This is a genomic window from Pseudarthrobacter phenanthrenivorans Sphe3 (genome assembly GCF_000189535.1).
Lineage (GTDB): Bacteria > Actinomycetota > Actinomycetes > Actinomycetales > Micrococcaceae > Arthrobacter > Arthrobacter phenanthrenivorans.
Map to the genome: position 1 here is coordinate 259,522 of NC_015145.1, position 25,464 is coordinate 284,985.

A 25,464-nucleotide genomic window follows, 5' to 3' on the forward strand; every position below is an offset into this window, starting at 1 on the left:
CCTTCCGTGCCTGCCTGGGATGCCGTGTCAGTGCTGTTCGTTTGCGCCTGAGGTGGTGCCGGCCTGCTCGGGTTCACCCAGTTGGCGCGTGAGTCCGTCCAGGTCCAGGCGGCTGTTCCAGCTGGCCCAGTCCTTGGGCTGGACGGAGGGCCGGCCCAGCAGGTAGCCCTGCCCGGCATCCATTCCCAGCTCGGTGAGGACCTTCAGTTCCCCCACCGTCTCGATACCCTCTGCCACCAGGGTGGTTCCGATTTGTTCGGCGAAGTCCACCACGCAGGCCGCCAGCGCACGCTGGACGCCGTCATTGTCCACATCGGCGATGACGTTCCGGCCCACCTTCAGGAAATCGGGCCGCAAATGCACCATCCGGCTCAACGCTCCTGCCCCCGAGTGGGTGTCGTCCACGGCGATCCGAAGGCCCTGGTCACGCAACGGGTTGACGGCGGCAATGAACTGAACGTACTCCTCGTCCTTGACCGTCTCGGTCAGTTCCAGGACCACACGGCTGATGGGAAGTTCGATGTGCTCGAACAACTCCGGCAGCCGGGGGTCCAGGCAGGAGGCGGGCGAAATATTCAGGGAAACGAACAGGTTCTCCGGAAGCGACTTTGCTGCCGCTGCCGCTGAGCCCAGGGCGGAGAACTCAAGGTTTGCGCCCAGGCCCACGGCGGCCGCCTCGGCGAACCACAGCTCCGCTGCGGCGCCGTCGTCGCTGACGAACCGGGAGAGTGCCTCGACACCCACCACGGCTTTTTCCTCCAGACCGTAGATGGGCTGGAAGGCGGTCATTAACATCCGGCTCTCCAGCAGCGCGCTGATGCGTGACATGCTGCGGATCGCATCGATTTGTTCGGTTACCTTGGGCGGGAGTGCGGGCGTCAGCCGCATTTGCCGGGCCACCTCAAGTGTTTCCACTGTGTTGGCGTCGCTCCGCCGGGTTTCCAGGAGGTATTCAAGCAGTGCCCGCTCGGGCACGCCCGGATTTTCGTCGAGGCTCTTGCTGAGGCGCTGCCGGACGGCCGCGGCGGACGGATCCGTGTCTGCCAGCACAGCGGCGATGATTCCCCATGCCTGTATTCGAACCGACATTAGCTACGCCCCCAGTTGACGAAGTAATGACCCAGTGGCCCTTTGTTGTTCAATTTCCCAATGCCTTTAAATTCCGGTGACTCTGTTCAAAGCCGATTTTCACGGCGAGGAAGAGCAGACACCGCACGATGATCGTATATCGCAGGAAACAAAAGTGCAGTACTTTTACCCTTGCTGTTTGGCGCTTTCGGGCCGGTCCGCCAGCAATTCTGGAATTTGTCCCGGGGGGACCGGCCTGCTGAAGAAATAACCCTGGGCGCTGAGGCAGCCCAGGCCGCGCAGGAGCTCTGCCTGCTCCGCCGTTTCCACGCCTTCCCAGACCGCTTCCAGGCCGCACGCCCGGATCAGCTGCAGGACCGCCGCCACCAGGGCCGGCTGGGTGGGATCCGTTCCCAGCCCCACGATCAGCGAACGGTCAACCTTGACCCGGTCCACGGGAAGCCGCCGCAGGTAACTGATGGATGAATAACCGGTGCCGAAGTCGTCGATCTCGATCCCCACGCCAAGGCCGCGCAGCCCGCCCAGGGAGTACCGGTCCAGCTCGTTGCCCTTCACGATGGCGACTTCGGTCAGTTCAAGCACCACCTGGTCCGGCCGTACGCCGGTCTCCTTCAGGACGTTCCGGACGTCCTCGATAAACTGCAGGCTTTGCAGATCGCTGGCGGAGATGTTGATCCGGACGGAGAACCGGCTGTCCACCAGGGACGCGTCGATCCAGTCCCGGAGCTGGTGCACGGCAGTCCGGAGCACCCACAGCCCCAGTTCAGAGATGAGCCCCGCTTCTTCCGCCAGTGGAATGAATTCGTCCGGCATGATGAAGCCGCGGGTGGGGTGGTTCCAGCGGACCAGGGCCTCCACACCCTCAATCCTGCCGGTGGCCAGTTCCACCACCGGCTGGTAGTGGAGTGTCAGGCCGCCATTCCTGATCGCGGCCCGCAGGTCCTCCAGCAGTTGGCTGCGGAGCCTGCGGACCAGGAGGAGGCCGGGTTCGAATCGGTGCAGCCGGTTTTGGCCCTCCGCCTTGGAGGCGTACATGGCGACGTCGGCCTCCATCAGCATGTCCTCGGGCGTTTTTCCGTCGCCGCCGGCACTCAGGCCGATGCTCGCCCCGCAGCGCACGGTGCGGCCCGGCAGTTCGACGGGCTCGGCCAGGGCGGCCAGGATACGGTGCCCCACGATGCCTGCCTGGTCCGGTGAGGCCGCCGGCAGGACGATGGCGAACTCGTCCCCGCCGAGCCGGGCCACGACGTCGGACTCGCGGACCGCGCTGCGGATCCTTTCGCCCACGGTGATGAGGACATGGTCCCCGGCGGTATGGCCCAGGCTGTCATTGATCGATTTGAAGGCGTCCAGGTCCATCAGCAGGAGGACGGGGCCTTCCGCGGAGCCGGTATCGCCCTCCAAGGCAGCTTTCAGGGCGTCGATCAGGGCGGAGCGGTTGGCCAGGCCTGTGAGCGGATCCTGCATGGCCATCTTCTGCATCTCCAGATGGGCTTCATGCAGGAGCTGGGTCCGGACCTGTACCCGCTGCTCAAGCTCCTCGTAAATGATCTGCAGGTCTTCGGCGAGCAGGTTGGTGCCCATGATGATGGCATCGAGCTCATCACGTGCAGGGGAAACCTCGATCCGGGAGTTGAGGTCCCCGGACGCCAGCCGGACGATGCCTTCCAGGAGCTGGGAAAGCCGCGGGTCGTTATCCGCAAACATCGGATTCCTGCATCCGCTCAGTTTTCCTGGCTGCGGCACGGATCAAGGGGGAGGCTCACGGTGACCGTGGTGCCGGAGCCCAGCGTGGAGGACACGTCGATCCGGCCGCCGTGCCGGGAAACGATGTCCTTGGTGATGGCCAGTCCCAGGCCAGTCCCGGGAATTGCCCCGGCCATGGCGTTCGAGGCGCGGTAAAACCGGGTGAAAACATGGTGGATCTCGTCGCTGGAGATGCCGATGCCGGTGTCCGCCACACTGACGGTGGCCCACCTGGTGCCGTCCGCTGCCGCGTGCGACTCGCTTCCCACCTCGATCCGCCCTCCGCTGGGGGTGAACTTGATGGCATTGGACACCAGGTTGGTGAAGACCTGCTGCAGCTGCACCTCGTCGGCAAGGATCTCCGGGTCCTCCGGCACGGGTTCCACCGCAATGGTGACGTTCTGGAGCGTTGCCAGTGGCCGCAGCGCTGCCGCCACCAGGTCCAGTGTCTGTCCCAGCCGCACGGGGGTCAGGTGCATCAGGCTGTCGTCCAGCCCATTCCGGGAAACGCTGAGCATATCCTCGATGAGGATCCGGAGCCGCTCCGTGTTGCGCACCACGATGTCCAGCATCTGGTGGACCTCCGGTGACACGGGCTGCTCTGTCCTTTCCTGGATCATGTCCAGGTAGGCCATGATGGACGTCAGCGGCGTCCGCAGCTCGTGGTTCACGGTGGCCAGGAAATCGGTTTTGGCCTTGTCCAGCTGCTGGAGCTGCTTCACTACCTGCTGCTGGCTGCTGATCAGGTGGCTCTGGATCAGCGCGTGCGCCGCGTTGCCGGCCACGTGCTGGATCAGGCCCAGTTCCGTGCCGGACCACTTCCGGGGCTGGTCCAGCATGGCAATCCAGATAATGCCCAATGAGGAGTTGCCCTCTCCCATGGGCACGGCAAGGGACGAAACGGCGTTGGCGATGCCCGCCGAAGCCACCTCACCCGCCGTCGGTTCTTCCGCCCCGGCCGGGGACAAGGTCTCAGCGCCGGCCCACAGCCGGTCCGCGGCTTGCCGGGCCTGCCGTTCATCGGGCAGTGCCTCTTCGGTGAGCGGTTCAAGCCCGGGCCTGTTCCAGCCAGCCGTAATCCGCGGCACCCGTTCGTCCTCGAAGGTAGTCAGCCAGACGTGGTCCGCCTTGAAGGTCCGCCCGAAGCCGGCAACCACGTGCTGGGCGATCTCCTGGGGGTCGATGGTTCCCCGGACGGCCGCGGACACCTGCCGGAGTTGTTCACGCAGCGCCTCGGTTTTCTGCCGGGCAGCCTTGCGGCGCGCCACCATACTGATGAGCGCCGTGGCGCGGTGCACCAGTTCCCGGGGCGGCGGAGGCTTGGCGATGCAGTCATGGATCCCGGACGGGTTCATGGCTGCAAGTTCTGCCGGATCATCCAGGTCCACCACCACCAGGACCGGAGCGGACGCCTCAAGTGAAGAGAGGGACGTATCGGCCACCACAACGGAAGGTTCGACGGCGGCCAGCAGGCCAGCGAGCGCGTCGCTGTCCCGGGCGCAATGGACGGTGTAGCCCGCGTCGCGCAAGGCTTGGGCATTCACTGCCAACCGTGTGGCATCGGGGTCTGCGACGATGGCGGTATACGGCGCGTGCAAGCCGCCTGGCGTATCAGCCGCCACGGTGTCCCCTTTCCTCCCAGTTGAGTACATTGTAGGGCGACGCCGGGCGGGCGGGTCCACGGAAAGCGGACATGAAGTGTGCGGGATGTTTTGAACGTTTACCGGGGGCGCCGGACGTGCCACGGTTGCCGTCACGAACCCGCAACAATGCAGGACGCCGTGGTCCCTGCTGGTCGGGCACTTATATTGGTTCGGTGCCCTCCCCAGCGAAGCCTTCCCCCGCAGCAGCAGTCCGTTCCGCCGTCCGGAAATACCTCATGGTCCCCAAGCTTTTAAGGCTGTCCCGTTCAGCACCGAAGGAGCGCCCGGTGGCATGGGATACCTATTGGGCGGGCATCCGGGAGGCCGGAGCAGGCAGCGAAATCCTGTGGGATGCGGGAACCGACCGCGAATTCCTGGGCTACAAGGACGTGCTGCTCCGCCACCTGGATCCGGAACTTCCCGTGGTTGATGTGGGCTGCGGCCATGGGAGCTTCACCAGGGCGCTCGCCGGTGTTTTCGGCGAAGTCATCGGGGTGGACGTCTCAGGGCATGCCGTTGCCCATGCCGCTGCCCACCCCATCGGGGAGGACCGTCCCCTCGGGCAGGACCACACCCTCGTGCAGAACCGCCCGGGAACCGTCCGTTACGAAGCCCGGGACATGACGGCGCCGGGCGCTGCCGAGGGTTTGACCGGCACCACGGATGCGAATGTCTTCATCCGCGGCGTGCTCCATGTACTTGACCCGTCCGACCAGGCTGCCCTGGTGGAAAACCTGCGGCTGCTGGCCGGCAGCCGGGGCACACTGTTCCTCGCAGAGACCAACTTCCAGGGCAACCCGGTGGAGTACGTTTCCCATCTTGGCGCAACGCACCAGAACATTCCGGCGCCGCTGGAGCGCGCCATCCGGGGGCTTCCCATGCCCGGCCGTTTCGGGCCCGAGGAGCGTTTGCGGGCACTTCCTCCGGAGTCGTGGGAACTCCTGGAGGACGGGGAGGCGGCCATCGAGACGAACCCGTTGACCGGCGTTGCGGGGAACAGCCGGGTCCCCGGGTATTTCGCGGTCCTGCGTCCCAGGAACTAGCCTTTCCACGCGCCGCGCCCGGGCCGGTTCTTCACGTCCAGTTCCTGCACTCGGTGGCAAAACCCTTGACACAGGGGCTGTTCCGGAGGCTAGATGGTAAGTAGACTTACTACTTACCCCCAGGGGAAAGGGATGGCAGCCATGGCGCAGGACAAAGGCAGCAAGGCCAGCGGGACTGAAGCGGACCGGGATGAAGAGAATCTGGGCGCAGGCCCCGATGACGGCAAGGTCCGAACAGGCCCGGAGTCATCAAAATCCCTCAAGTATTCACAGGAGGTCACCTCAACAGAGGACGAACCGGAGCGCGAGGGCCGGAGCCTGGTCACCACGCACCACGAAGTGATCCGGCAGTGGGCAGAGGAGCGCGACGGCGTTCCGGCCACGGTGGAAGGCACCGAGCACGGTGACCACCTGGGCGTGCTGCGGATCGACTTCGGCGGCGAAAATGACAAGCTCCGCCACATCAGCTGGGAAGAATGGTTTGAAACCTTTGACTCCCGCGGACTGAATTTCATCTACCAGGAACAACGCAGCGACGGCCAGCAGTCCAACTTCTTCCGGCTGGAAAATCCCGGCCGGGAAGACGCCTAGCCGCGACCCGTCCAGCCGCAAGCGCAGCAGAGCGCCGGCCCACCCGCCGGTGCCGCTTCGCCGACGGCGGACGCAGAACCTACAGGAACTACCATGTGCGAACTCATTCCCGACGGCACCCTCCGCCGGCTCCTGCTGCCACCCACCTATGGCCAGCACGTCACCCACTCCACCGAATTCACCGTCCTGTCCGTCGAGATATGGGCCACGGGACTCGTGGTCAACATCCACTTGGCCTCGGAGGACGCTGCCGAACCCCGCATCATCCTCCAGGACCACTTCGGCACCGAGTATTCCTTCCGGAATTCCGCAACCGTGGGATCCCGGAACCTGCAGGTGTTCACCCCGTCGGTGCCTGCCGGAACCCGGAGCCTGACCGTGAGGTCGGCCGATGATCCGGACAGCCGTCCTGTGGTCACCTTCGCTGTCCCACTGATGGCAGTGCCGGATGAGGCTGAACCGTCCCAGGACGGCGCCCAGCGGGACGGCGACTATCCGTCGCCCCAACTCCGCCGGCCGGCCTGACCCGCCGGCACCTGTCCGTGAGCCGGGCCTTTGCCCGGCCAACCCATCGAAAGGCTCACACTATGCAGGACACTGCTGGATTCATCCCAAGTACCGCCATTGTCACCGGCTCGGACTCAGGCATCGGCAAGGCCACTGCCGTCGCCCTTGCCAGGGCAGGCATGGACGTCGGAGTCACCTGGCATACCGACAAGGCGGGTGCTGAGGATACGGCGGAGGAAATCCGTCAACTGGGCCGCCGGGCCGTGGTTCGGCAGCTGGACACCACCGAACTCAGTGCCGCCGCCGGAGTCATCAACGAACTGGCGGACGAACTGGGCGGGGTGGACGTCTACGTCAACAACGCCGGCACCGGCGAGAGCACCAAGTTCCTGGACCTGGATCTCGACTCCTGGCGCCGGACCCTGGATACCAACCTCAACGGCGCGTTCGTCTGCCTCCAGGCGGCCGCCCGCAGAATGGTGCAGGCCGGCAGGGGCGGGCGGCTGATCGCCGTCACCAGCGTGCACGAATTCCAACCCCGGGTGGGATCCTCCGCCTACGATGCGTCCAAGCACGGCCTGGGCGGGCTCATGAAGACGCTGGCGCTCGAGCTCGCCGAGCACGGCATCACTGCCAACAACGTGGCCCCTGGCGAGATCGCCACCCCCATGACCGGGCAGGAGGATGAGGATCCCACCACCAAGGACCGGCCGGGGGTTCCGCTGGGCCGGCCTGGCGACGCGCGTGAGATCGCCGCAGTGATCGCTTTCCTCGCCTCGCCCGCCGCCAGCTACGTCAACGGTGCGTCCTGGGCCGTGGACGGCGGCATGCTGCAGATGGGCCCGCAGGCAGGATCGCACATCACCAGCCACGAGTGGCGGCAGGGGTAGGGAAGCCGCTCCACCCGAACGCGCAGTCCGCATGCCGGATCTGGCAAGCGCTTTCCGTCGGTCTGCTGGCATGATGGAGCGCATGCGCATTCTTATTGCTCCGGACAAGTTCAAGGGTTCCCTGACCGCAGCTGAAGCAGCTGCCGCCATCGCCGAGGGCGCGCTGCGCGTCTACCCTGACGCCGTCGCCACCCAGTTCCCCATCGCCGACGGAGGCGAAGGAACCTTGGAGGCTGCGGTGGCGGCCGGATACGAGGAACGCCTTAACGCCGTCGTAGGTCCCATCCTGGCCCCCACCGGCGCCGCGTGGGCCATCAGGAAGGCCGACGGCGGCACGGTCACCGCTGTCATCGAGACGGCCCAGGCCTCCGGCCTTGCAGCGATGGAGCCCACGCCGTCCAACGCGCTGCGCGCCCACAGCTACGGCTGCGGACAACTCATTGCCGCTGCCCTGGACGCCGGGGCCACGGAGATCGTGCTGGGCCTCGGCGGATCGGCAATGACCGACGGCGGCAGCGGCGCCCTGCGCGCCTTGGGGCTGAAGCCGCTGGACGCCGCCGGAAACGTGGTGCCGCTGGGTGGCGGCTCACTCGCCGAGGTCGCGGCGCTGGACACCAGCGGCCTGGACCCCAGGCTTACCGCAGCCACCTTCCGCATCGCCGTCGATGTGCGCAACCCTCTCTTTGGCCCAACAGGCGCAGCGCACGTCTTCTCTCCCCAGAAGGGAGCGGACCCGGACGCGGTGGAACTGCTCGACGCCGGTCTGCGCAACTGGGCCTCCGTCCTCCGGGAGGCCACGGGCAGGGACGTCAACGTCCCCGGGACAGGCGCCGCCGGCGGCTTCCCGGCGTCGTTCCTTGCCTTCACCAACGCCACGCTGGAAGGCGGCTTCGCGCTGGTAGCCGGACTGACCGGCCTGGCCGCACAGCTGGGCGGGGCGGACCTGGTGATTACCGGGGAAGGGTCCATGGACTCCCAATCGCTGACGGGCAAAGCTCCTATCGCGCTCGCTGATGCTGCACGGGAGCGGGGGATTCCCGTGATCGTGGTGGCGGGCCGGATCCTGGTCACGCCCGAGGAACTCGCCGAACACGGCGTGGTGGCTGCCGCGCAGCTGCTGGACGTGGCGGCAAGCCCCCAGGACGCGGTGGACAACGCCGCCAAGTACCTGGCCCGGGCAACAAGCCAGGTACTTGAGGGCGCCTAAACCGCTAGACGATGGTGGTGTTGCGGCGGCGTCGCCAGATCAGCACGACGACCAGCGTGGCCAGGGCAATTCCGCCGATGACCCAGGGGGTGAAATTAAGTCGGGTGGCCTCGTTCTCTGCCGACTCGCCGGTGCCGGGATTGGCGGGGCCGGTGGAGGCGGTATCCCCGGGAGATGGTGTGGGTGATGATGCGGCCATCGCCCACGCCCCTCCGGAGGATCCCGAACTCCACGCTCCCGTGCTCTCCGCTGCGACGGCGGTTGATGCGCCGGCGGCAGGGGAAGCGTGGGCTGCCGCCACGGATGCTGCCGGGGCGGCCATGAGCAGGAGGGCGAGGAATGCGGTTCTTAGGATCGTGCGCATATAGAGTCATTTCCTTTCGTTTGAGACGCGCCGTTTGAGACGCGCCGCCTGGCGTGGCTCAGGTGCCGTTTTCGTTGTGGTTTGCTGACGAGCCTGCGGCTGCCCGCCTGTTGAGGTGGATGGGGACGTAGACCAGAAGCACCACCATCACTGCCATCAGCGCCGCACCGGCGGTGAGGCCGGCGGTGCGCCCGGCAGTAACGTCGAAGACCAGGGCGGCGGTGCCGGCGCTCAGCAGCGCGATTCCGGCCAAGGTGATTTTGGCGATCGTGTCGCCGCTGGAAACCAGGGTTTCCTTGAGCCGCTTCCGGAACAGCCGCCGGTGCACGCTGACCGGCAGGAGGATGAGTGCGGTGGTGAGCGCTGCGATCACAACGTTCGTCAGGTACAGGCCCACCTGGAAATCGTCCAGGTCCTCGAACCGCTCCTGGAAGGGGAGGGTCAGGAGGAAGCCGGCAAGGATCTGTACGCCCATCTGCAGCACGCGCATCTCCTGCAGCAGTTCCGCCCAGTTGCGGTCCAACTGCTCTTCGCGGGTCTCATTCCTGCCGGTTCGGCCCGTGTAATCCTCCACTTCGGACATTGCCTCTCCTTCCGTTGCCGGCCCTGGTGTTCTTTTCTACTCTTCCCCTACCCAGAAACAAGTCCGGCGTTGCTTCAAGACCATCATTTGATAAGTTTACTGATTAGTTGCACCGAACGGTGGACTTTGCTCCTCCGGCCGGGATAGCTTCGAGGGGCCATGCATGGCGGAGCTCTTCGAAAACCGACACAGTGAAAAGTGAGCAGGCGGACTATGAGCGACACAGAAAAGCAAACAGACCAGCCAAAGGATCCGCGGGGCGGCTACCACTCCGGCCCGTTCCCCGAGCAGGAACAGAAGCAGCCCGGGCTGACCGCGCCCATGGACCCCAAACCGGACCATGGGGAACTCAGCTACGAGGGCCACGGAAAGCTGCAGGGCAAGGCAGCGCTCATCACCGGAGGTGACTCCGGTATCGGCAAGGCCGCCGCGATTGCCTTCGCCCGCGAGGGCGCCGATGTGGCGATCTCCTACCTTCCGGAAGAGGAAGACGACGCGCAGGACACCGCCGACTGGATCCGGAAGGCCGGACAGCGCGTCCTCCTGTTCGCCGGGGACGGCCGCGAGGAGGATTTCAGCACCCGCATCGTGGAGGAGACCGTTGCCGGGTTCGGCCGGCTCGATGTGGTGGTGCTGAACGCCGCGTACCAAAAGAACCGCGACAGCCTGGCGTCCCTGCCCACGGAGGAATTCGACCGGGTCTTCAAGACGAACCTTTACTCCCTGCTGTGGACCGCACGGGCCGCCGTGCCGCACCTCAAGCCCGGCGCCTCGATCATCACCACCGCCTCAATCCAAGCCTTCAACCCCTCGCCGGGGCTGATCGACTATGCCATGACCAAGGCCGCGCAGGTGGCGTTCACCAAGGCCCTGGCCCAGGAACTTGGCCCGCAGGGAATCCGCGTCAACGCCGTGGCTCCCGGACCCATCTGGACCCCGCTGATCCCAGCCACCGAATGGCCGGAGAAGCTGCCCAAGTTCGGCCAGGACACACCGCTGGAGCGGGCCGGGCAGCCGGCCGAACTGGCCGCGGCGTACGTGCTGCTGGCCTCGGAGGACGGCTCCTACATCTCCGGGGCGGTGCTGCCGGTCACCGGCGGCAAAGGCCTCTAGAAGCAGACGCCGCCTCAAGAACAGTTTCATCCGATCGGACAACAGGAGGAACCATGACGCAGGAAAACCAGCACGCCCAGCCCGAAACAGACCCGGGCGGCTACGGCACCCCCACCGCTGAGCAGGAACTTGGGGGCGCCCAGGAAGCGGCGGGCGGCCCGGGCGGGGACAACGTGGGCACCAACGAGCCGCAATCCGATACCGGCGCGGATCCCGTGCCCCGCGACGTCGACCTTCCCTCCAGTGCAGCCGAGATCGACGAATCCAACGACGATTCACAGGGCTCCGCCCCGGTTTCGTCGGAGTCAGGCCAGGAGGCTGCCGGAATACCTGACGGCAGCGGCAACGACCTCCCCAAGGAGCAGTCACCCAACGACGACGACGGCGAGAGCTTCGACGCCGGCTGACAAGTTTGGGTGCTGCTCCCTGAGGGCGGTGGGCAGATTCCCGGAAGGCCTCCGTACCGCGGTTCCTAAGGAACGGCAGGGCGGAGGCCTTTCGCATGTCTGGCATAGATTCCGGTGATGTGGGTACAGAACACGACGAACCCAATTCGCTATCTACGCCGATGCAGGCGACCGGAGGTGGGCTGTGAGCAGGAGATCGTCAGAGCAGTGGGCGCAGCGGGTTGAGGTGCCGGACAGCGTGGAAGTGGACGTGTTGCTGCCTACGTGCGACAGGCCGGCCGAACTTGCCGTGACCCTCGCTGGCCTGGCCGCGCAGGCCGAGCCGGCCTTCGCCGTCGTCATCAGTGACCAGTCCGCCGGCACCCCCGGGTGGGAACATCCTGCCGCTGCCGCCATGGTGCGGGTCCTCGAGGCCCAGGGCCGGCCGGTGACCCTGCTCCGCCACCTTCCGCGGCGCGGACTGGCCGAACACCGCCAGTTCCTGCTGGAGCAGTCCAGCGCGGAAAAGTGCCTCTTCCTGGACGACGACGTCTGGCTGGAACCTGGCGCGCTGGACCGGCTGAGCTGCGCGCTGGACAAACTGGAGTGCGGGTTCGTGGGGATGGCGCCCCAGGGCCTGTCCTACCTGGACGACCGGCGTCCCGAGCAGACAGCCGTCTTCGAGGCATGGGACGGGCCCGTGACGGCGGAACGCATCCGTCCGGGCGCCCCCGGCTTTGAGCGGTGGCCGCTCCACAATGCCGCGAACCTCTCCCATGTGAGCGCCGACCTGTCCCTTCAGCCCGGCCAGTGGGTGCCGTACCGGGTGGCCTGGCTGGGCGGCTGCGCCATGTACCGGCGGGATGCCCTCACCTCCGCGGGAGGGTTCACCTTCTGGGGCAACCTGCCCGCGGACCACGCCGGCGAGGACGTTGTGGCGCAGTGGCAGGTGATGGAACGGTTCGGCGGTGCCGGGATCCTGCCCTCAGGGGCCGTCCACCTGGAATCGCCCACCACGGTGACGGACCGGCGGGTGGAGGCGTACGACGTCGTGCTGGGCAGGGAGCAGGCCGGCTGATCCGCACTTGCCCTCCCACTGAAGGGCATGCGGGACGTATGGTTAACGGAGAGGTTTTGCAGTAGGCCGGAGCGCTTCAACCAAGGCGTTGATTATGGCCGCTGAACCCACAGGGCAACTCGGCTGGGGGCCCCTTCCAGTACCCCCGGAACAGGTCTTTGACAGCAAGGACGTCGAGACCTACCTGTGGGATGTCACGCGCGACCTAATGGCGGACATTAGGGGCGACCAGCGCGGGATCAGCTGGGCTGCCACCATCTTCCGCCTGGGCCGGGCGCACACAGTTGCCGCCGGCTCCGAGACCGCCCGCGAAGCGGACCGTGAACAGTGTTCCTTCTCCGACGGGCCGGTCATGGAAGCGGTCCGCACCGGGGAATTTGTCCTCCTGTCCGATGTCAGCCGGGACCGCCGCTGGCCCGGGTACGCCAGTGCCGCTGCCGGCCACGGAGTCCAGTCGCTCCTGTCCATGCCCCTCGCTTCCGAAGGCGGAACCAGCGCCGCCATCAACCTCTACGCAGCCTTTCCGCACGCCTTTACCAGCGATGACTTGCTCCACAGCAGAAGCTACGCGCAGCAGGTGGGGCGGGCGTTGCGGGTAGTAGTGCGGGTGGCCGAACGCGCCGAAGCGACGGCGGGAATCGCCGTCGTGCAAAGCTCCCTGGTGCTGGTGGACCTCGCCGTGCGCAGCCTCATGGATGAGTACGGACTCAGCCGCGAAGGCGCGCTCCGGTTCCTGCAGACGCAGGCCCTGCACCACGAGCTTGACCTTCGGGGCGCCGCGCTGAACGTTGTTGTGCCCGGCGCGGGCCGGGAGAACGCCGGGGGCGTGGAGTCCGGCAGGGAACCGTCGGGGCTAAGGCAGGGAATGCCCGACGGCGTCGCGGACTTCCGCCTGGTGCCTCCCGCCGAGCTGGACCAGCAGGCGGAAACGCCGCGCGGCGCCGGACAGGAGCCACCAGGAAAGCGCGACGCCGAGCGCGACGCATCGGGTGGCGCAACCGGCAGGGAGGCTGGCGGCAGGGATCCTGCCGGTAGCGGGACTGCCGGCAGGGCAACGGCCAGAGGGGTCAGGGCCGGACGTGGCAAGGGGCCGCGGGATCCGGCCGGGAGCCGCAGGACCGGGCGGGGCAAGGAGACATCGCCCCCGGCGGAAGGGAGGACGGCATGAACGGGGAGGACCAGGAGCGCAGGCGGCAGAGGGCGGAGGACCTTGGTCAGGCACACGCGGCGGACCTGGACCGTGGGCAGCCGGCGGAGGGCACGCCCGATGACGGGCAGCAGCACCCCTGGCATCGCTTTGTTGCACTGGGGGATTCGTATACGGAGGGCGTAGGCGATCCCGAGCCGCGCAGCCTGGGCGGGCTCCGGGGCTGGGCAGACCGGGTTGCCGAGGAACTGAGTGCGGCCCAGCCGGATTTCGCCTACGCCAACCTCGCAGTCCGGGGCATGCTGCTCCAGCAGATCCTGGACCAGCAACTCGGCCCGGCCCTGGCGCTCAAATCGGACCTGGTGGCAATGTCCGGCGGCGGCAACGACATCGTGTTCCGGCGCGGAGATCCGGACAAACTCGCGGAAAGAATCGATCAGGCGGTGGGCCAGCTGGCCGGCACCGGCGCCACCGTCCTCCTGTTCGCGGGACCAGACTGGGGTTCCACCCCGGTCCTGGGCCAGGTCCGCGGACGCATCGCGGTCTACAACGAAAACCTCCACGTGGTTGCCGCCCGGCATCACGCCATCATGGTGGACCTGTGGTGCCTGCCCGCACTCCAGGATGTGCGGATGTGGGACCGCGACCGGCTGCATCTTTCCCCGCTGGGCCACCACACCGTCGCTGTGGCCACTCTCGAAGCCCTTGCGGTGCCGCACACGCTCAAGCCGTTGCGGCCACGGCCGGTTCCCGTTCCGGGCTGGACGCAGGCCAGGGCGGAGGACCTGCTTTGGGCCGGCCAATACTTCCTGCCCTGGGTGCTGCGGCGGCTGCGTCCCCGGCCCGCGGGCGGCTCGGTGATGGCAAAGAGGCCACTGCCGGGACCCGTCTTCGGGCTGGGGCGCCTGGAGCGGCGGGACCGGCCCGACCAGGTGGCGTAGCGCCGCCGGCGGGTGCTCGTGGGGCGCTGCCTGTGGTCCTACCGCTTCTTGGGAGCCCGCTTGGCGGCTGCATTCATGGCGGCCTTGGCCGCGGGCGGCAGCCCCGCCTGTTCGGTCTCGGGCTCGGCTACCGTACCGCGGGCCTTCGCGATGGCCTTCATGCCGTGGTAAATCACCAGGGCGGCCGCCGAACCCAGCGCGATGCCGGTGAACTTGAGGTCGCCGATGGTCCAGGTGTAGTCCGCGATGCCAATGATCAGGGCTACGGCAGCGGTGGTCAGGTTCACCGGGTTGGAGAAGTTCACCTTGTTCTGGACCCAGATCTTCACGCCCAGGATGCCGATCATTCCGTAGAGCATGGTGGCGGCGCCGCCCAGCACGCCCGGCGGGACGGTGGCGATCAGTTCGCCGAACTTGGGGGAGAAGCTCAGCAGGATGGCGAAGATGCCCGCAACCCAGTAGGCCGCCGTCGAGTACACCTTGGTGGCGGCCATGACGCCGATGTTTTCCGCGTAGGTGGTGGTGCCGGAACCGCCGCCGAAGCCGGCAAGGACGGTGGCGGCGCCGTCGGCCATAAGCGCACGCCCGGAGACGCCGTCGAGGTTCTGCCCGGTCATGGCTGCCACGGACTTTACGTGCCCGATGTTCTCCGCCACGAGCACCAGCACCACGGGGACGAACAGGCCGAGCACGCCGATGTGGAACTCGGGGGTCTGGAACTGCGGCAGGCCAACCCAGGCAGCGGCCTCCATCTTTTCGTAGCTGACCTCACCGCGGAGCATTGCCACGAGGTAGCCCACCACAACACCCACCAGGATGCTCAGGCGGCCAAGGATCCCGCGGAACAGGACGCTCACCAGAATGATGGTGGCCAGGGTGACGACGGCAGTGATCGGGGCGGCGTCGAAGTTCTGTTTTGCCGCCGGGGCCAGGTTCAGGCCGATGAGGGCCACGATGGCGCCGGTCACGATCGGCGGCATGAGCCGGTTGATCCAGTCCGCGCCGAACTTCTGCACGATGGCGCCCACCAGCGCCAGGGCGGCACCGGCGAGCACCACGCCGCCCAGGGCCCCGGGCACGCCGAACTGCTGCTGGGAGGCCATGATGGGGGCAATGAACGCGAAGCTCGAGCCCAGGTAGCTGGGAACCCGGCCCTTGGTAATCACCAGGAAGAGCAGCGTTCCGATGCCCGAGAAGAACAGGGTGGTGGCGGGCGGCATGCCCGTGATGATGGGCACCAGGAAGGTGGCACCGAACATTGCCACCACGTGCTGCATGCCCACGCCGATGGTCAGGGGCCAGGCCAGCCGTTCATCGGGGGCAACCACGTGCCCGGGCTTGATGGACTTGCCGGTGCCGTGGAGCTTCCATTTGATTCCGAGCATGCTCATGGGCGGGGGCCTTTCAAGGGGGGTGCCGCGGAGGGCGAAGAATAACTGGGACTAGAATACCGCCCTGCACCCGGCCCGGTCCTGCTGTGGCCAACGTCACCCGCCGTCACGGGAAGAGGATAGAGGTACTTGAAGTTGCAACTATGGAAAGCAACGAGGCCGCCCCCGGCAAGCGGGGAGGCGCAGCGAAAGGTAAGCCAATGACCATTGCCCACGAAGAAGCAGTTATTGATTCGGCAGCCGTCGACGCCATCTTCGCCCAGGCCCGCACCGCCAACTCTTTTACCGGCGAAGTCACCGACGAGCAGGCCCAGGCCATCTACGAGCTGACCAAGTTCGGTCCCACCGCCTTCAACTCCCAGCCGCTGCGCGTGACCTATGTCCGGTCCGAAGAAGCCCGCGCCAAGCTGGTGGACGCCCTGATGCCGGGCAACCGCGCCAAGACCGCCTCCGCCCCGCTGGTGGCCATCCTCAGCTACGACACTGATTGGGCAGGCCAGTGGGACAACTTCCTCCCCGGCTACAACGCGCCCAAGGCCATGTACGACGCCAACCCTGAGCTGGCCGCCGCCACCGGCAACAACAACGCCCACCTTCAGGCCGGCTACTTCATCCTGGCCGTCCGCTCGCTCGGATTCGCCGCTGGACCCATGACCGGTGCCGACTTCGGTGCCATCGACGAGGCTTTCTTCCCGGCCGGCGACCAGAAGAGCTTCCTGGTCATCAACATCGGCCAGCCCGCCGAGGACGCCTGGGGAGAAGCCAAGCCCAAGTTCGCCTACGAGGATGTCGTCCGCACCGTCTAACCCCCCCCGACGCTCTCTCACTTAATGTGCCTTTTTGCTGATCCTCTCTCACCCGTGAGAGAGGATCAGCGTTTAAGCGACGTTAAGTGAGAGAGCGTCCGTGGGAGACTGGGGCATGCCGGTGCGGAACCTTATCCTGGTCGCGTTCGTCGAGCCCGTTGCAGACGGGCTGGTTTTCCCCCGCAGCGAATGGCCGCTGCACATCACGCTGGTGAGGTTCGACGTCGGCAGTACGGACGGTGGCGACGTCGCCGAACATATCGCCGCGCTCGCGCAGGAGCCCGCCGTCGCGGCCCTCGGCGCCCTCCTCACCGTGGGGGAGGACGCGGGCTTTGGCCGGAACGGCTCGGTGCCTGTCAGCCTCATCCAGCCCCAGCCGGATCTGCAAAACCTGCACGAGCAACTTGTGGCGGCAGTGGGAAGCCTTGGCGGCACCATCCTGACGCCCGCCCACACCCTGTCCGGCTACCGCCCCCACGTTTCACACCACGGCACCAAACGGCTGAACCTGGGCGACGCCGTCGTGCTTGAACGGATAGCACTGGTGGACATGGCGCCGGACGGTGACCGCACCGTCCGGCGCATCCTGAAGCTGTGGAGGCGTGCCGAAGCGGAAGCCTAGACGATGACGCTGTCCACCAGGGCCTTGGCTTCGGCCTGGACCTGCTTGAGGTGCTCCTCGCCCTTGAAGGACTCGGCGTAGATCTTGTAGACGTCTTCGGTGCCGGAGGGGCGCGCGGCGAACCAGGCGTTCTCCGTGACCACCTTCAGCCCGCCGATGGACGCGCCGTTGCCTGGCGCCTCCGTCAGCTTGGCGGTGATCTCTTCTCCTGCCAGCGACGTTGCGGTGACGTCGGCGGCGGAGAGCCTGCCCAGCTTGGCCTTCTGCTCGCGCGTGGCGGCGGCATCAATGCGGGCGTAGACGGGCGCGCCGAACTGGTCTGTCAGTCCCTTGTACAGCTGGGACGGGGACTTGCCGGTGACCGCAGTGATTTCCGAGGCGAGCAGGGCCAGCAGGATGCCGTCCTTGTCCGTGGTCCATACGCTGCCGTCCTTCTTGTTGAACGAGGCGCCGGCTGATTCTTCGCCGCCAAACGCTCCTTCGCCTGACAGCAGGCCGGGGACGAACCACTTGAACCCAACCGGAACTTCCACGAGTTTGCGGCCCAGGCTCTGCGCCACGCGGTCGATGATCGAAGAGGACACCAGGGTCTTGCCCACCACCGAGGCCGGGTTCCAGCCGCTGCGGTTGCGGTACAGGTAGTCGATGGCGACGGCGAGGTAGTGGTTGGGGTTCATCAGCCCGCCATCGGGAGTGACGATGCCGTGCCGGTCAGCATCTGCATCGTTGCCGGTGGCGATATCGAAGGCAGCCTGGCCGGATGCTGAAGCATCGGCCATCCGCTGGATCAGGGACGCCATGGCCGACGGCGAGGAGCAGTCCATCCGGATCTTCTCGTCCCAGTCCAGGGTCATGAAGGCCCACTGCGGATCCACGGTGGGGTTGACCACGGTGAGGTTCAGGTGGTGGCGTTCGCCGATTTCGCCCCAGTAGTCAACGGAGGCGCCGCCCATGGGGTCTGCGCCGATGCGGACGCCGGCGTCGCGGATGGCGTCCAGGTCAAGGACCGAGGGGAGGTCGTCCACGTAGCTGCTCAGGAAGTCGAACTTGCCGGTGGTGTCCGCGGCCTGGGCGTCGGCCAGGGGGATGCGCTTGACGCCGCGCAGGTCATTTTCCAGCAGTTCGTTGGCGCGGTTGGCGATCCACCCGGTGGCATCGGAATCGGCCGGACCGCCGTGCGGCGGGTTGTACTTGAACCCGCCGTCCGCGGGCGGGTTGTGGCTGGGGGTGACAACGATGCCGTCAGCCTGCGGGGCGCCGGCGCCGGCGTTCCTGTTGTACGTGAGGATCGCGTGGCTGAGGGCCGGGGTGGGGGTGTAGCCGTGGCGGGCGTCGATGAGGACCTGGACGCCGTTGGCTGCCAGGACTTCAAGCGCCGAGTTCTGCGCCGGCTCGCTCAGCGCGTGCGTGTCCTTGGCGAGGAACAGCGGGCCGGTGATGCCCTGTCCCGCCCGGTATTCCACGATCGCCTGGGTGATGGCCACGATGTGTTTTTCGTTGAACGAGGCCTTGAGGCTGGAGCCGCGGTGCCCGGAGGTGCCAAAGACCACGCGCTGGCCGGGATCCGAGAGGTCCGGCGTGATGTCGTAATACGCGTCAAGAAGCGCAGTGATGTCAACAAGGTCCTGGGGTTGGGCAACTGTGCCCGCGCGGCTAGCCATGCCACCAGCATGCCAGACGGGCGCCACAGTCAAAACGATCCGTCCGGAAAACGGCAACTGTGTCCGGCCTGTGACGAAAGAACGTCATCAAACGAGTAGGCAACCTGAGTACACCCCCTGCAAAGTACTTATATACCGCCGCCTGCGCGCCCTGTTACTTTCGAGGAATCCGGGGGAACCACCCGGGAGCAAGGCACGACGGCGGCCGCCCGCCGTCGTTCTTCCGGCAAGGAAGCGGGGACGCGCCATGGGGGCAGAAGATGGGGCAGCGGAGCGGTCCAGGCTGGCTGCTGAACGGGTGGCGAGGCTGAAGCGACGCCTCGATGAGGCGGGTTCCGCACCCGATGCCATGTCATCCAGGGACAACGGCGGTGCCGACGGGAAAGTCGTGGCAGACAAGCTGCGGGAACTGGTTCCGCAGGGCTGGTACGTGCTGCATGACGTCCATTGGCCCGGCCGGCCCAAAGCCAACCTGGACCACGTCCTGGTGGGACCGGGCGGAGTGGTGGTGGTGGATTCCAAGAACTGGAGCGGCGAAGTCCGCGTGGCGTCCGGGGTGCTGTGGCAGGGCCGGTACGCCCGCACCCAGGCAGTGGAGGGCGCACTGGCGCAGTGCGCCGCCGTGGCGTCCGTGGTTGCGCCGCCGCACCGCCGCCTGGTGCGGCCCTTGATCTGCATGGCGGCCCAGCCGGACCTCTTCGGCGTAACCAGTTCGGACGTAGCCGTGGCGGGTGCACAGCGGGTGGTGGGCGCCATCGAGGCGTTGCCCCCCGTGTTGGACCAGCAGGCGGTGGTGGGGCTTTATGAGCACCTGGGCCAGGAACTGACGCATGAACAGGAGCCGGGCATCACGGCCTTTCGCAACGTTCGGCCGGCGGGTCCCGTTCCTTCCGCTACGGACGGCACACCGCCTCCGGTGCCTGCACGTTCAGGGTCCCGCCCCGTTGCGCCCCGTCCTGCTTCACCGCGCACCCCTTCGGTCCGCAATGCTTCACCCCGTCCGGCCCACAGGAACAATTTGACCCGCGGGAACAGTTCGAAACGGTCGGCCGCGGCCGGGGCAGGCTCGAGGACCCGCAGCCGTGGCACCACCAGCGGAATCCAGCTCGCGATGCTGGCCGCGTTCGTCGCCTTTGCCGTGTATGTTCTGCCCTACTGGGGGCCGTAGAACCGGAGGGTGTGCGCGGGTAGGCTGGAACCAGCATCCAAGGGGGAGAAACCATGACTGACCAGCCCAACCATCGGCCCGAATCCGGGCAGTCCGGCCAGCCGCAGTCCGAGTACGGGCAGTCCGGCCACGGGCAGGGCAACTATGGGCAGAACACGTTTGGCGGGCCGGGCCAGTACGGGGCGCCGGCATATGGCCAGCCGGGCAGCCCTTACGCGCAGCAGCAAAGCCCCTATGGGCAGCAGGCCGGCCCTTACGGGCAGCAGGGCTACTACGGTCAACCTGCCGGCCCCTACGGGCAGCAGGGCTACTACGGGGTGGCTGCTGAGCCAAGAACGTTGAGCATTGCCAGCATGGTGTGCGGCATCGCGTCCGTGATCATGGGCTGGATCCTGCTCCCGCAGATCGCCGCGATCATCACCGGACACATGGCACTCAAGCGGGAACCCGGAGGCAGGGGCATGGCGATCGCCGGCCTGGTGCTGGGGTACCTGTGCCTGCTGGGTTACGGTGCCTTCTGGCTGCTGGCCATTATCGGCCTCACCATCGCAAGCTCCACCAGCAGCGCCGGCTACACCTTCTGAACCTGCAGGTATCCCGCTGCCGGTTGTGCACTGAGTTCAGGAAGTGCGCGTCGTTCAGGAGGTGCGCGTCGGCGGGATGTTGTGGTTGAGGCGGAACAGGTTCTGGGGGTCGTAACGGTCCTTGAGGGCCACCAGGCGCCGGTATTTTTCCGGGCCATATGCAGTGCGGGCAGCCTCTGCTTGTTCCAGTCCCGCTTCGGCGCCCAGGAAGTTCACGTACTCGCCGTGCTCCGCCAGCGGCTGCATGAGCCTGTGGGCCCTGCGGGCGAAGGCGGTCAGCCTTTCGTCCTCTGAAGGATCGCGCCAGAATCCGTAGACATTGAGCCAATAGCGGGCGGACCGGTTGGGAAAGGCTGTGGCATCGTCCGGGACGCGACCGAAGGCCCCTTCCATATGGTGGATATCGATCCCTGTTCCCTCCCACGCCAACTCCGACGCGAATCCCAGCAGGACTTCCACAGCATCTTCGTCAAGGCGGGAAAAGGAGACGTTCTTCCAGTAGCCCCGGGAGCCTTTGGGAAAGACACTGTCCATGGCGCTCTGCCAGTCCAGCCATGACGTGGGTCCTACCTCCTGCTCGTCAGGCCGCGCTTCTGCCCGCAGCTGGTCCACAAGTGCGAGGCCGGCCTGGTGATCGTCGGCAACCCAGGCGAATCCCACGATCATCCACGGCTCGTTCCCCATCCCGAATTCGGGCGGTAGCACCAGGAAGGAGATGATGGGGTTCATCTCGTCCGGCAGGTCCCGGGTCCAGCGGGCAAAGGCGAGCAGCGCGTTTCGCCAGTTGCCGGGCCGGTAGAACAGATTTCCGCCCAGCGGAGCGGCCGGCAGGGGCCGCGCCCGGAAGGTGAAGGAGGATGCCACCCCGAAGTTTCCGCCGCCGCCACGCAGTCCCCAGAACAACTCCGGGTTCTCCTGTTCGCTGGCGTGCAGGTGCTCGCCGCTGGCGGTAACAACGTCTACGGATTCGAGGTTGTCCAGGCTCAGCCCGTTGGAGCGTGTCAGCCAGCCCACGCCGCCGCCAAGGGCAAGCCCGGCCACGCCTGTTCCGCTGATCACCCCCAAGGGGACCGCCAGGTGGTGCGCCGTGGTGGCCCGGTCCACGTCGGCGAGCGTTGCTCCGGGCTCCACGGTCACCAGCCGTCGCGCCGGGTCCACCTGGACGCGCTTCAGCGGTCCCAGGTCCAGCACCAGGCCTCCTTCAACGCTGCCATGGCCGGCCACGTTGTGCCCGCCGCCCCGGACGGCAAGGGCGAGCCCGCTTTGCCGTACGGCCTCCAAGGCGGCATCGATATCGGCAACAGCGCCGGCCCGGGCAACAGCCCGCGGCCGAAGGTCCACCATGCCGTTCCATACGGCCCGGGCTTCGTCGTAGAGGGGATCCTGGGGCTCGATCAGGGACCCGGTCAGCCGCCGGCGCAGCTCGTGCAAAGCCTGCTGCACTTCCAGTTCCGGCTTGTTCTCTTGGATTGCGGACATCGTCAGTGCTTCCGAAACTAGGGCTTGGTGCCTGTGATGGTGTGGAAGAGCCAGGGGCGCCGGGCGCCCCGGAAAGGAGGGTTGCCGGCTGCTGTGCGGCGCACCCGAGGTAACGATGTCGAGAGTTTAGAACCGCCGCAGTGCGCGGTCAATGAACCAGTGCACTCCTTAGCGAATTTTCCTTTGCTGGCCGGATCCCGCGTTGCGGCCCTTGGACACGCCCACCCAGAAGACGGGCTGGGGCTACCTCCGCTGCTGGACCCGCGCCCGGTGCGCGTTCCTTCGGAGCTGGAGGATGCGGGCGCCGCCGGCCATGGCCACGAGCACGCCACCGGTCACACTGGCGATAAACAGTGCCATGCCCAGCGGGACCATGCCTTCCAGGCCGAAGTACCGCACCACCACCTGGTCCTGGTTCTGCATGATGAAGATGATGAGCAGGATGAGCACCACCAGCGCCGCAACGACGGCGGCCCACACCACTCCCGCCCGTGTCACCTTGGGCTGTCCGGCCGGGGGGTTCGCTGCAGGCTGGGTATTGGTTGCGGGCGGCGCGGTGGTTGCCGGTTGGCCCGCGGCCGGATCCTGCCCCGAGGCTGTGGATTCCACAGGGGAGGTAACCCGCGGCTGGGAGGCGGTCCCGCCGTCGTAATGTCCGCTGCCCGACTCCGGCTGTCCGGCCGATGGGTAGTTTCCGGTACTCATGCTGGTCCTTCCTCAGATGCGGATGCTAAGCATGCTTATTGTCCCACCCTAGTGGGAGGGCTGATGGGAGCACAACGCAACTAATCCAGGACGCAGCGGAAGGGCCTTCCCTGAAGACCCTTCCGCTGATTTTTCGCCGGGGCTCGCGGTCAGACCCTCTCCTTGCTCCGTTCAGCTGAGGGGCTGCCAGCGGCCGGGGATTTCCACGGGAAGGACCAGAAGGTAAAGTCCGGGGCCTTAACCGCTCTCTCCGGGGTTTCTACCGGGGTGTCCTGCTTTGCTTCGGGCTTGTGGTCGGCTTCTTTCCTGCCCCACCCGAAGTCCTTGCTGGATGAATAGCACATCACAGACCTCCTACTAACGTGACTGCCCTTTAATCGTCCTCCTCTCGGGCGCCTGTGGCTACGTCGTTTGCCTCCTCGGGGCGGTGGAACTCGCACGGCCCCTGGTGCCGGAGGGGGAGGAGGCAGGTGCGTCCGCTGGGCAGATGGACCAGGGCGCACCGTCCCTGTTCGGCCAGGTCTTCCCTGATGTTGGCGTTGCTCAGGTCCGGCCTGGCGTCTCCGGTTTGAGGGGCTGCTTCGGTGGCGGCTACGGGATATTCAGCATTCATGAGGGCGACTCCTCGTAGAGCAGTGGCCGGCGGAAGGAGTGCCGCGGCCTGATACTCGCCTAAGTCTGCTCCTGGAGGGTTACAGGGGCATTAAGGGCGCGTTAGGGGCGGGTCAACAAAGGCGGCCATCAGGACGCGGCTCAGAATCCCAGTTGGTTGCTCACGCGCAGCAGGAGGGACTCCGACCCCATGGGCCCAACGAGCTGGATTCCCATCGGCAGGCCCTCGCCGCGCCCGCCGCCGGTCCAATGGACAGGAAGAGTGATGGCCGGCAGGCCGCAGACATTGACCATGGAAGACCAGGGCGCGTATTCGCACTGCCTGCGGTAGTCGCCGTCGGCATCTCCCGGCCATTGTGCGGCCGGCCATCGGTCGTCGCCGTGCAGGGCGCCCGTGAACCAGCCCACGGGGCGCGGTGTCTGGGCCAGCGCCGGCATGAGCATCAGGTCCCACTGCGCGTATTGGACCACCGTGTCGTGCTGGAACCGGCGGAGGAACGCCAGGGCTTCAGCCAGCTTCGCCGGGCTGCGCTGCTGCGCCCGGCGCCGGAAGGTGCGGGTGAGGGGTGCCAGCAGTGCTTCGCGGTGCGGGCTGATCCTGGCAGTCCCCACTGGCGCCGTCCAGGCGGTAGTGAACGCGTCGGGGTATCGGTTGTCGTACCTGATGGAGGCTTCGCATATCACATGGCCGGCGTGCTCCAGGAGGTCCTGCCCAACCTTGAGGGCATCCAGGGCTGCGGGTTCCGGGCTGAAGGGAAAGGTCCCCCACCAAGGGCTGTCCAGGGTGACGCCGATCCGGAGTCGTGGAGGATCTTCGCTGAGGGCCGCCAAATAACTGCCGGTATTCACGGCTCCGCTATCGGGCGTTGCGGGGGAGGGTGCCAGGGCATCCAGCATGAGCGCTGCGTCTGCGGAGGTCCTGGCCAAGGGGCCGGCCACCACCAGCCGGGCCGGATCGCCCAGGCTTTCCCCCGCCGGAACCAGGCCGCGGCCGGGTTTTAGCCCCACGAGCCCGCAGGCAGCGGCTGGGATGCGGATGGAGCCGCCGCCGTCGGTCCCCGGCGCAAACGGCAGCAACCCGGCGGCAACGGCGGCAGCGCTGCCGCCGGAGGATCCCCCTGAGCTCCTGCTCAGTGCGTGGGGGTTGCGCGACGGCGGCGCGATCCGGTTTTCGCTGTAGGCCGTCAGCCCAAATTCGGGCACCTGGGTCTTGCCCAGGGAAGTTACGCCCGCTTCCCTGAGCAGGGCTACCAGGGGGCTGTCCGTGGGCGCCGGCCTGTGGTCCAGCGCCGCACTGCCATGGGTTGTGACCACCCCTGCCACATCCGTGAGGTCCTTGAAGGCCAGGGGCATTCCGTGCAGCGGGGGAAGCTCATCCGCCGGGACCCGTAGCCGCAAAGTGTCGGCGGCCCGTGCCTGTTCCAGGGCCTGTTCCGCCGTGACTGTGATGAAGGACCCGAGCAGGGGATTTTGCCGTTCTATCCGGGCCAGGAAATGGGCCGCCGCGTCCGATGCTGACACTTCTCCCTGCCGCAACTGGTCCCGCAGCACTACCGCGGGCAGGTCATGGAGCTCAGCCAAAGGCGTGCCCGTCCGTTGACCGGCAGCGACGTTCCCGGCTGTCCGGGCCGAAGTGGGCGGCTGGGGCAGGATGCGCAGGGGACACGTTTCCTCCTAGGGTCACTCAAGCTTAACTTGGCCGGAGCAGGTCCTCCCGCGGCAGCTGAAGCACTAGGCTTAATGCCGAACCCGATCGGCGAAGGCAGGACTCTCCATGAGCGATTTCGACAACGTTCCCGTCAACGACATTCCCGAAGATGCCGTGATCCTGGACGTCCGTGAGGACTATGAGTGGGTGGCAGGACATGCAGACGGCGCACTCCACATCCCCATGGACCAGCTGCCGGCCCGGCTGGATGAACTGGACCCGGACGAGGACCTGTACGTCATTTGCCGCACGGGGGGACGCTCCTTCCGGGCAGCGCAGTGGCTCACCGGCCAGGGGTACACGGCCATCAATGTTGCCGGCGGGATGGACCAGTGGCTGGAGGCCGGCAAGCCATTGGTTTCGGACAACGGGCTGAAGCCCATCGTGCTGTAGGCGGGAA

26 protein-coding genes are annotated in these 25,464 nt (G+C 66.8%); 15 read left to right on the forward strand and 11 right to left on the reverse strand.

Annotated features, from left to right (window positions below):
• Window positions 1–27: 27 nt before the first annotated feature.
• From ASPHE3_RS01210 to ASPHE3_RS01220, 3 genes are all read right to left on the reverse strand, one after another.
• Window positions 28–1,089, reverse strand: coding sequence for an EAL domain-containing protein (locus ASPHE3_RS01210; protein ID WP_081459809.1), 1,062 nt, complete (start codon window positions 1,087–1,089; stop codon window positions 28–30).
• 165 nt (window positions 1,090–1,254) lie between these two features.
• The gene (locus ASPHE3_RS01215; protein ID WP_013599406.1) at window positions 1,255–2,796 is read right to left on the reverse strand and encodes a putative bifunctional diguanylate cyclase/phosphodiesterase; all 1,542 of its coding nucleotides are present in this window, start codon (window positions 2,794–2,796) and stop codon (window positions 1,255–1,257) included.
• A 17-nt stretch (window positions 2,797–2,813) separates the two neighbouring features.
• Entirely contained in the window at window positions 2,814–4,487 is a 1,674-nt protein-coding gene (locus tag ASPHE3_RS01220) for an ATP-binding protein (RefSeq protein ID WP_041651832.1), read from the reverse strand.
• A gap of 227 nt (window positions 4,488–4,714) precedes the next feature.
• Here ASPHE3_RS01220 and ASPHE3_RS01225 point away from each other — a divergent pair, with 227 nt between their 5' ends.
• The 5 genes from ASPHE3_RS01225 to ASPHE3_RS01245 all read left to right on the forward strand — a co-directional run bounded on the left by ASPHE3_RS01225 (window position 4,715) and on the right by ASPHE3_RS01245 (window position 8,716).
• Window positions 4,715–5,521, forward strand: coding sequence for a class I SAM-dependent methyltransferase (locus ASPHE3_RS01225; protein ID WP_041651833.1), 807 nt, complete (start codon window positions 4,715–4,717; stop codon window positions 5,519–5,521).
• Between the two features lie 141 nt (window positions 5,522–5,662).
• Entirely contained in the window at window positions 5,663–6,112 is a 450-nt protein-coding gene (locus ASPHE3_RS01230) for a hypothetical protein (protein WP_217259043.1), read from the forward strand.
• A 93-nt stretch (window positions 6,113–6,205) separates the two neighbouring features.
• Window positions 6,206–6,637, forward strand: coding sequence for a hypothetical protein (locus ASPHE3_RS01235; RefSeq protein ID WP_013599410.1), 432 nt, complete (start codon window positions 6,206–6,208; stop codon window positions 6,635–6,637).
• A 62-nt stretch (window positions 6,638–6,699) separates the two neighbouring features.
• Window positions 6,700–7,509, forward strand: a complete 810-nt coding sequence (locus ASPHE3_RS01240) for an SDR family oxidoreductase (RefSeq protein WP_013599411.1) — start codon at window positions 6,700–6,702, stop codon at window positions 7,507–7,509.
• Between the two features lie 82 nt (window positions 7,510–7,591).
• Window positions 7,592–8,716, forward strand: a complete 1,125-nt coding sequence (locus tag ASPHE3_RS01245; RefSeq protein ID WP_013599412.1) for a glycerate kinase — start codon at window positions 7,592–7,594, stop codon at window positions 8,714–8,716.
• 4 nt (window positions 8,717–8,720) lie between these two features.
• On the opposite strand, the gene ASPHE3_RS01250 is transcribed toward ASPHE3_RS01245, so the two are convergent.
• Window positions 8,721–9,080, reverse strand: coding sequence for a hypothetical protein (locus ASPHE3_RS01250; RefSeq protein WP_013599413.1), 360 nt, complete (start codon window positions 9,078–9,080; stop codon window positions 8,721–8,723).
• 58 nt (window positions 9,081–9,138) lie between these two features.
• Complete coding sequence (locus ASPHE3_RS01255; protein WP_013599414.1) at window positions 9,139–9,663, reverse strand: DUF6328 family protein; 525 nt, start codon at window positions 9,661–9,663, stop codon at window positions 9,139–9,141.
• A gap of 213 nt (window positions 9,664–9,876) precedes the next feature.
• Here ASPHE3_RS01255 and ASPHE3_RS01260 point away from each other — a divergent pair, with 213 nt between their 5' ends.
• From ASPHE3_RS01260 to ASPHE3_RS01280, 5 genes are all read left to right on the forward strand, one after another.
• Window positions 9,877–10,776 (forward strand): SDR family oxidoreductase, encoded by a 900-nt coding sequence (locus ASPHE3_RS01260; RefSeq protein ID WP_013599415.1) that lies wholly within the window; start codon window positions 9,877–9,879, stop codon window positions 10,774–10,776.
• A 53-nt stretch (window positions 10,777–10,829) separates the two neighbouring features.
• Window positions 10,830–11,183, forward strand: coding sequence for a hypothetical protein (locus ASPHE3_RS01265; RefSeq protein WP_013599416.1), 354 nt, complete (start codon window positions 10,830–10,832; stop codon window positions 11,181–11,183).
• 184 nt (window positions 11,184–11,367) lie between these two features.
• On the forward strand, window positions 11,368–12,240 hold the full coding sequence (locus ASPHE3_RS01270; RefSeq protein ID WP_148258065.1) for a glycosyltransferase family 2 protein: 873 nt from the start codon (window positions 11,368–11,370) through the stop codon (window positions 12,238–12,240).
• A gap of 94 nt (window positions 12,241–12,334) precedes the next feature.
• Window positions 12,335–13,408 (forward strand): GAF domain-containing protein, encoded by a 1,074-nt coding sequence (locus ASPHE3_RS01275; RefSeq protein ID WP_013599418.1) that lies wholly within the window; start codon window positions 12,335–12,337, stop codon window positions 13,406–13,408.
• The gene (locus ASPHE3_RS01280) at window positions 13,405–14,328 is read left to right on the forward strand and encodes an SGNH/GDSL hydrolase family protein (protein ID WP_013599419.1); all 924 of its coding nucleotides are present in this window, start codon (window positions 13,405–13,407) and stop codon (window positions 14,326–14,328) included. Before ASPHE3_RS01275 ends, ASPHE3_RS01280 begins: the two co-directional genes overlap by 4 nt.
• Before the next feature lie 38 nt (window positions 14,329–14,366).
• On the opposite strand, the gene ASPHE3_RS01285 is transcribed toward ASPHE3_RS01280, so the two are convergent.
• Window positions 14,367–15,719, reverse strand: a complete 1,353-nt coding sequence (locus tag ASPHE3_RS01285; RefSeq protein WP_013599420.1) for a uracil-xanthine permease family protein — start codon at window positions 15,717–15,719, stop codon at window positions 14,367–14,369.
• Window positions 15,720–15,919: 200 nt separating this feature from the next.
• On the opposite strand from ASPHE3_RS01285, the gene ASPHE3_RS01290 reads away from it, so the two are divergent.
• Together ASPHE3_RS01290 and ASPHE3_RS01295 are read left to right on the forward strand one after the other, a co-directional pair.
• Entirely contained in the window at window positions 15,920–16,525 is a 606-nt protein-coding gene (locus ASPHE3_RS01290; RefSeq protein WP_013599421.1) for a malonic semialdehyde reductase, read from the forward strand.
• A gap of 115 nt (window positions 16,526–16,640) precedes the next feature.
• Window positions 16,641–17,147, forward strand: coding sequence for a 2'-5' RNA ligase family protein (locus ASPHE3_RS01295; protein ID WP_013599422.1), 507 nt, complete (start codon window positions 16,641–16,643; stop codon window positions 17,145–17,147).
• On the opposite strand, the gene pgm is transcribed toward ASPHE3_RS01295, so the two are convergent.
• Complete coding sequence (gene pgm, locus ASPHE3_RS01300) at window positions 17,144–18,808, reverse strand: phosphoglucomutase (alpha-D-glucose-1,6-bisphosphate-dependent) (RefSeq protein WP_041651835.1); 1,665 nt, start codon at window positions 18,806–18,808, stop codon at window positions 17,144–17,146. The two genes, ASPHE3_RS01295 and pgm, sit on opposite strands and share 4 nt — an antisense overlap.
• A gap of 247 nt (window positions 18,809–19,055) precedes the next feature.
• Here pgm and ASPHE3_RS01305 point away from each other — a divergent pair, with 247 nt between their 5' ends.
• The gene (locus tag ASPHE3_RS01305; protein ID WP_013599424.1) at window positions 19,056–19,976 is read left to right on the forward strand and encodes an NERD domain-containing protein; all 921 of its coding nucleotides are present in this window, start codon (window positions 19,056–19,058) and stop codon (window positions 19,974–19,976) included.
• A 53-nt stretch (window positions 19,977–20,029) separates the two neighbouring features.
• Window positions 20,030–20,560 (forward strand): DUF4190 domain-containing protein, encoded by a 531-nt coding sequence (locus ASPHE3_RS01310; RefSeq protein ID WP_013599425.1) that lies wholly within the window; start codon window positions 20,030–20,032, stop codon window positions 20,558–20,560.
• 54 nt (window positions 20,561–20,614) lie between these two features.
• Here the strand turns inward: ASPHE3_RS01310 and ASPHE3_RS01315 are convergent, their stop codons facing one another.
• The 4 genes from ASPHE3_RS01315 to ASPHE3_RS01335 all read right to left on the reverse strand — a co-directional run bounded on the left by ASPHE3_RS01315 (window position 20,615) and on the right by ASPHE3_RS01335 (window position 24,937).
• Window positions 20,615–22,039, reverse strand: a complete 1,425-nt coding sequence (locus tag ASPHE3_RS01315) for an FAD-binding oxidoreductase (protein ID WP_013599426.1) — start codon at window positions 22,037–22,039, stop codon at window positions 20,615–20,617.
• A 243-nt stretch (window positions 22,040–22,282) separates the two neighbouring features.
• Window positions 22,283–22,744 carry a LapA family protein gene (locus ASPHE3_RS22525; RefSeq protein WP_013599427.1) on the reverse strand — a complete coding sequence of 154 codons (462 nt, stop codon included), beginning with the start codon at window positions 22,742–22,744 and terminating at the stop codon, window positions 22,283–22,285.
• A 373-nt stretch (window positions 22,745–23,117) separates the two neighbouring features.
• A complete protein-coding gene (locus ASPHE3_RS01330) occupies window positions 23,118–23,357 on the reverse strand; it encodes a hypothetical protein (RefSeq protein ID WP_013599429.1) in 240 nt (79 codons plus the stop codon).
• Window positions 23,358–23,497: 140 nt separating this feature from the next.
• Entirely contained in the window at window positions 23,498–24,937 is a 1,440-nt protein-coding gene (locus ASPHE3_RS01335; protein WP_013599430.1) for an amidase, read from the reverse strand.
• 193 nt (window positions 24,938–25,130) lie between these two features.
• Here ASPHE3_RS01335 and ASPHE3_RS01340 point away from each other — a divergent pair, with 193 nt between their 5' ends.
• On the forward strand, window positions 25,131–25,457 hold the full coding sequence (locus tag ASPHE3_RS01340; protein WP_013599431.1) for a rhodanese-like domain-containing protein: 327 nt from the start codon (window positions 25,131–25,133) through the stop codon (window positions 25,455–25,457).
• Window positions 25,458–25,464 lie beyond the last annotated feature (7 nt).

Excerpts from the sequence above, each read along its gene's own strand:
- ASPHE3_RS01260 (WP_013599415.1), top strand. The coding sequence starts at position 9,877 with ATGAGCGACACAGAAAAGCAAACAGACCAGCCAAAGGATCCGCGGGGC.
- ASPHE3_RS01210 (WP_081459809.1), bottom strand. The coding sequence starts at position 1,089 with ATGTCGGTTCGAATACAGGCATGGGGAATCATCGCCGCTGTGCTGGCA.
- ASPHE3_RS22525 (WP_013599427.1), bottom strand. The coding sequence starts at position 22,744 with ATGAGTACCGGAAACTACCCATCGGCCGGACAGCCGGAGTCGGGCAGC.
- ASPHE3_RS01285 (WP_013599420.1), bottom strand. The coding sequence starts at position 15,719 with ATGAGCATGCTCGGAATCAAATGGAAGCTCCACGGCACCGGCAAGTCC.
- pgm (WP_041651835.1), bottom strand. The coding sequence starts at position 18,808 with ATGGCTAGCCGCGCGGGCACAGTTGCCCAACCCCAGGACCTTGTTGAC.
- ASPHE3_RS01225 (WP_041651833.1), top strand. The coding sequence starts at position 4,715 with ATGGTCCCCAAGCTTTTAAGGCTGTCCCGTTCAGCACCGAAGGAGCGC.
- ASPHE3_RS01280 (WP_013599419.1), top strand. The coding sequence starts at position 13,405 with ATGAACGGGGAGGACCAGGAGCGCAGGCGGCAGAGGGCGGAGGACCTT.
- ASPHE3_RS01275 (WP_013599418.1), top strand. The coding sequence starts at position 12,335 with ATGGCCGCTGAACCCACAGGGCAACTCGGCTGGGGGCCCCTTCCAGTA.
- ASPHE3_RS01340 (WP_013599431.1), top strand. The coding sequence starts at position 25,131 with ATGAGCGATTTCGACAACGTTCCCGTCAACGACATTCCCGAAGATGCC.
- ASPHE3_RS01245 (WP_013599412.1), top strand. The coding sequence starts at position 7,592 with ATGCGCATTCTTATTGCTCCGGACAAGTTCAAGGGTTCCCTGACCGCA.
- ASPHE3_RS01310 (WP_013599425.1), top strand. The coding sequence starts at position 20,030 with ATGACTGACCAGCCCAACCATCGGCCCGAATCCGGGCAGTCCGGCCAG.
- ASPHE3_RS01240 (WP_013599411.1), top strand. The coding sequence starts at position 6,700 with ATGCAGGACACTGCTGGATTCATCCCAAGTACCGCCATTGTCACCGGC.
- ASPHE3_RS01290 (WP_013599421.1), top strand. The coding sequence starts at position 15,920 with ATGACCATTGCCCACGAAGAAGCAGTTATTGATTCGGCAGCCGTCGAC.
- ASPHE3_RS01305 (WP_013599424.1), top strand. The coding sequence starts at position 19,056 with ATGGGGGCAGAAGATGGGGCAGCGGAGCGGTCCAGGCTGGCTGCTGAA.
- ASPHE3_RS01230 (WP_217259043.1), top strand. The coding sequence starts at position 5,663 with ATGGCGCAGGACAAAGGCAGCAAGGCCAGCGGGACTGAAGCGGACCGG.
- ASPHE3_RS01255 (WP_013599414.1), bottom strand. The coding sequence starts at position 9,663 with ATGTCCGAAGTGGAGGATTACACGGGCCGAACCGGCAGGAATGAGACC.
- ASPHE3_RS01295 (WP_013599422.1), top strand. The coding sequence starts at position 16,641 with ATGCCGGTGCGGAACCTTATCCTGGTCGCGTTCGTCGAGCCCGTTGCA.
- ASPHE3_RS01220 (WP_041651832.1), bottom strand. The coding sequence starts at position 4,487 with ATGTACTCAACTGGGAGGAAAGGGGACACCGTGGCGGCTGATACGCCA.
- ASPHE3_RS01250 (WP_013599413.1), bottom strand. The coding sequence starts at position 9,080 with ATGCGCACGATCCTAAGAACCGCATTCCTCGCCCTCCTGCTCATGGCC.
- ASPHE3_RS01265 (WP_013599416.1), top strand. The coding sequence starts at position 10,830 with ATGACGCAGGAAAACCAGCACGCCCAGCCCGAAACAGACCCGGGCGGC.
- ASPHE3_RS01330 (WP_013599429.1), bottom strand. The coding sequence starts at position 23,357 with ATGAATGCTGAATATCCCGTAGCCGCCACCGAAGCAGCCCCTCAAACC.
- ASPHE3_RS01235 (WP_013599410.1), top strand. The coding sequence starts at position 6,206 with ATGTGCGAACTCATTCCCGACGGCACCCTCCGCCGGCTCCTGCTGCCA.
- ASPHE3_RS01315 (WP_013599426.1), bottom strand. The coding sequence starts at position 22,039 with ATGTCCGCAATCCAAGAGAACAAGCCGGAACTGGAAGTGCAGCAGGCT.
- ASPHE3_RS01215 (WP_013599406.1), bottom strand. The coding sequence starts at position 2,796 with ATGTTTGCGGATAACGACCCGCGGCTTTCCCAGCTCCTGGAAGGCATC.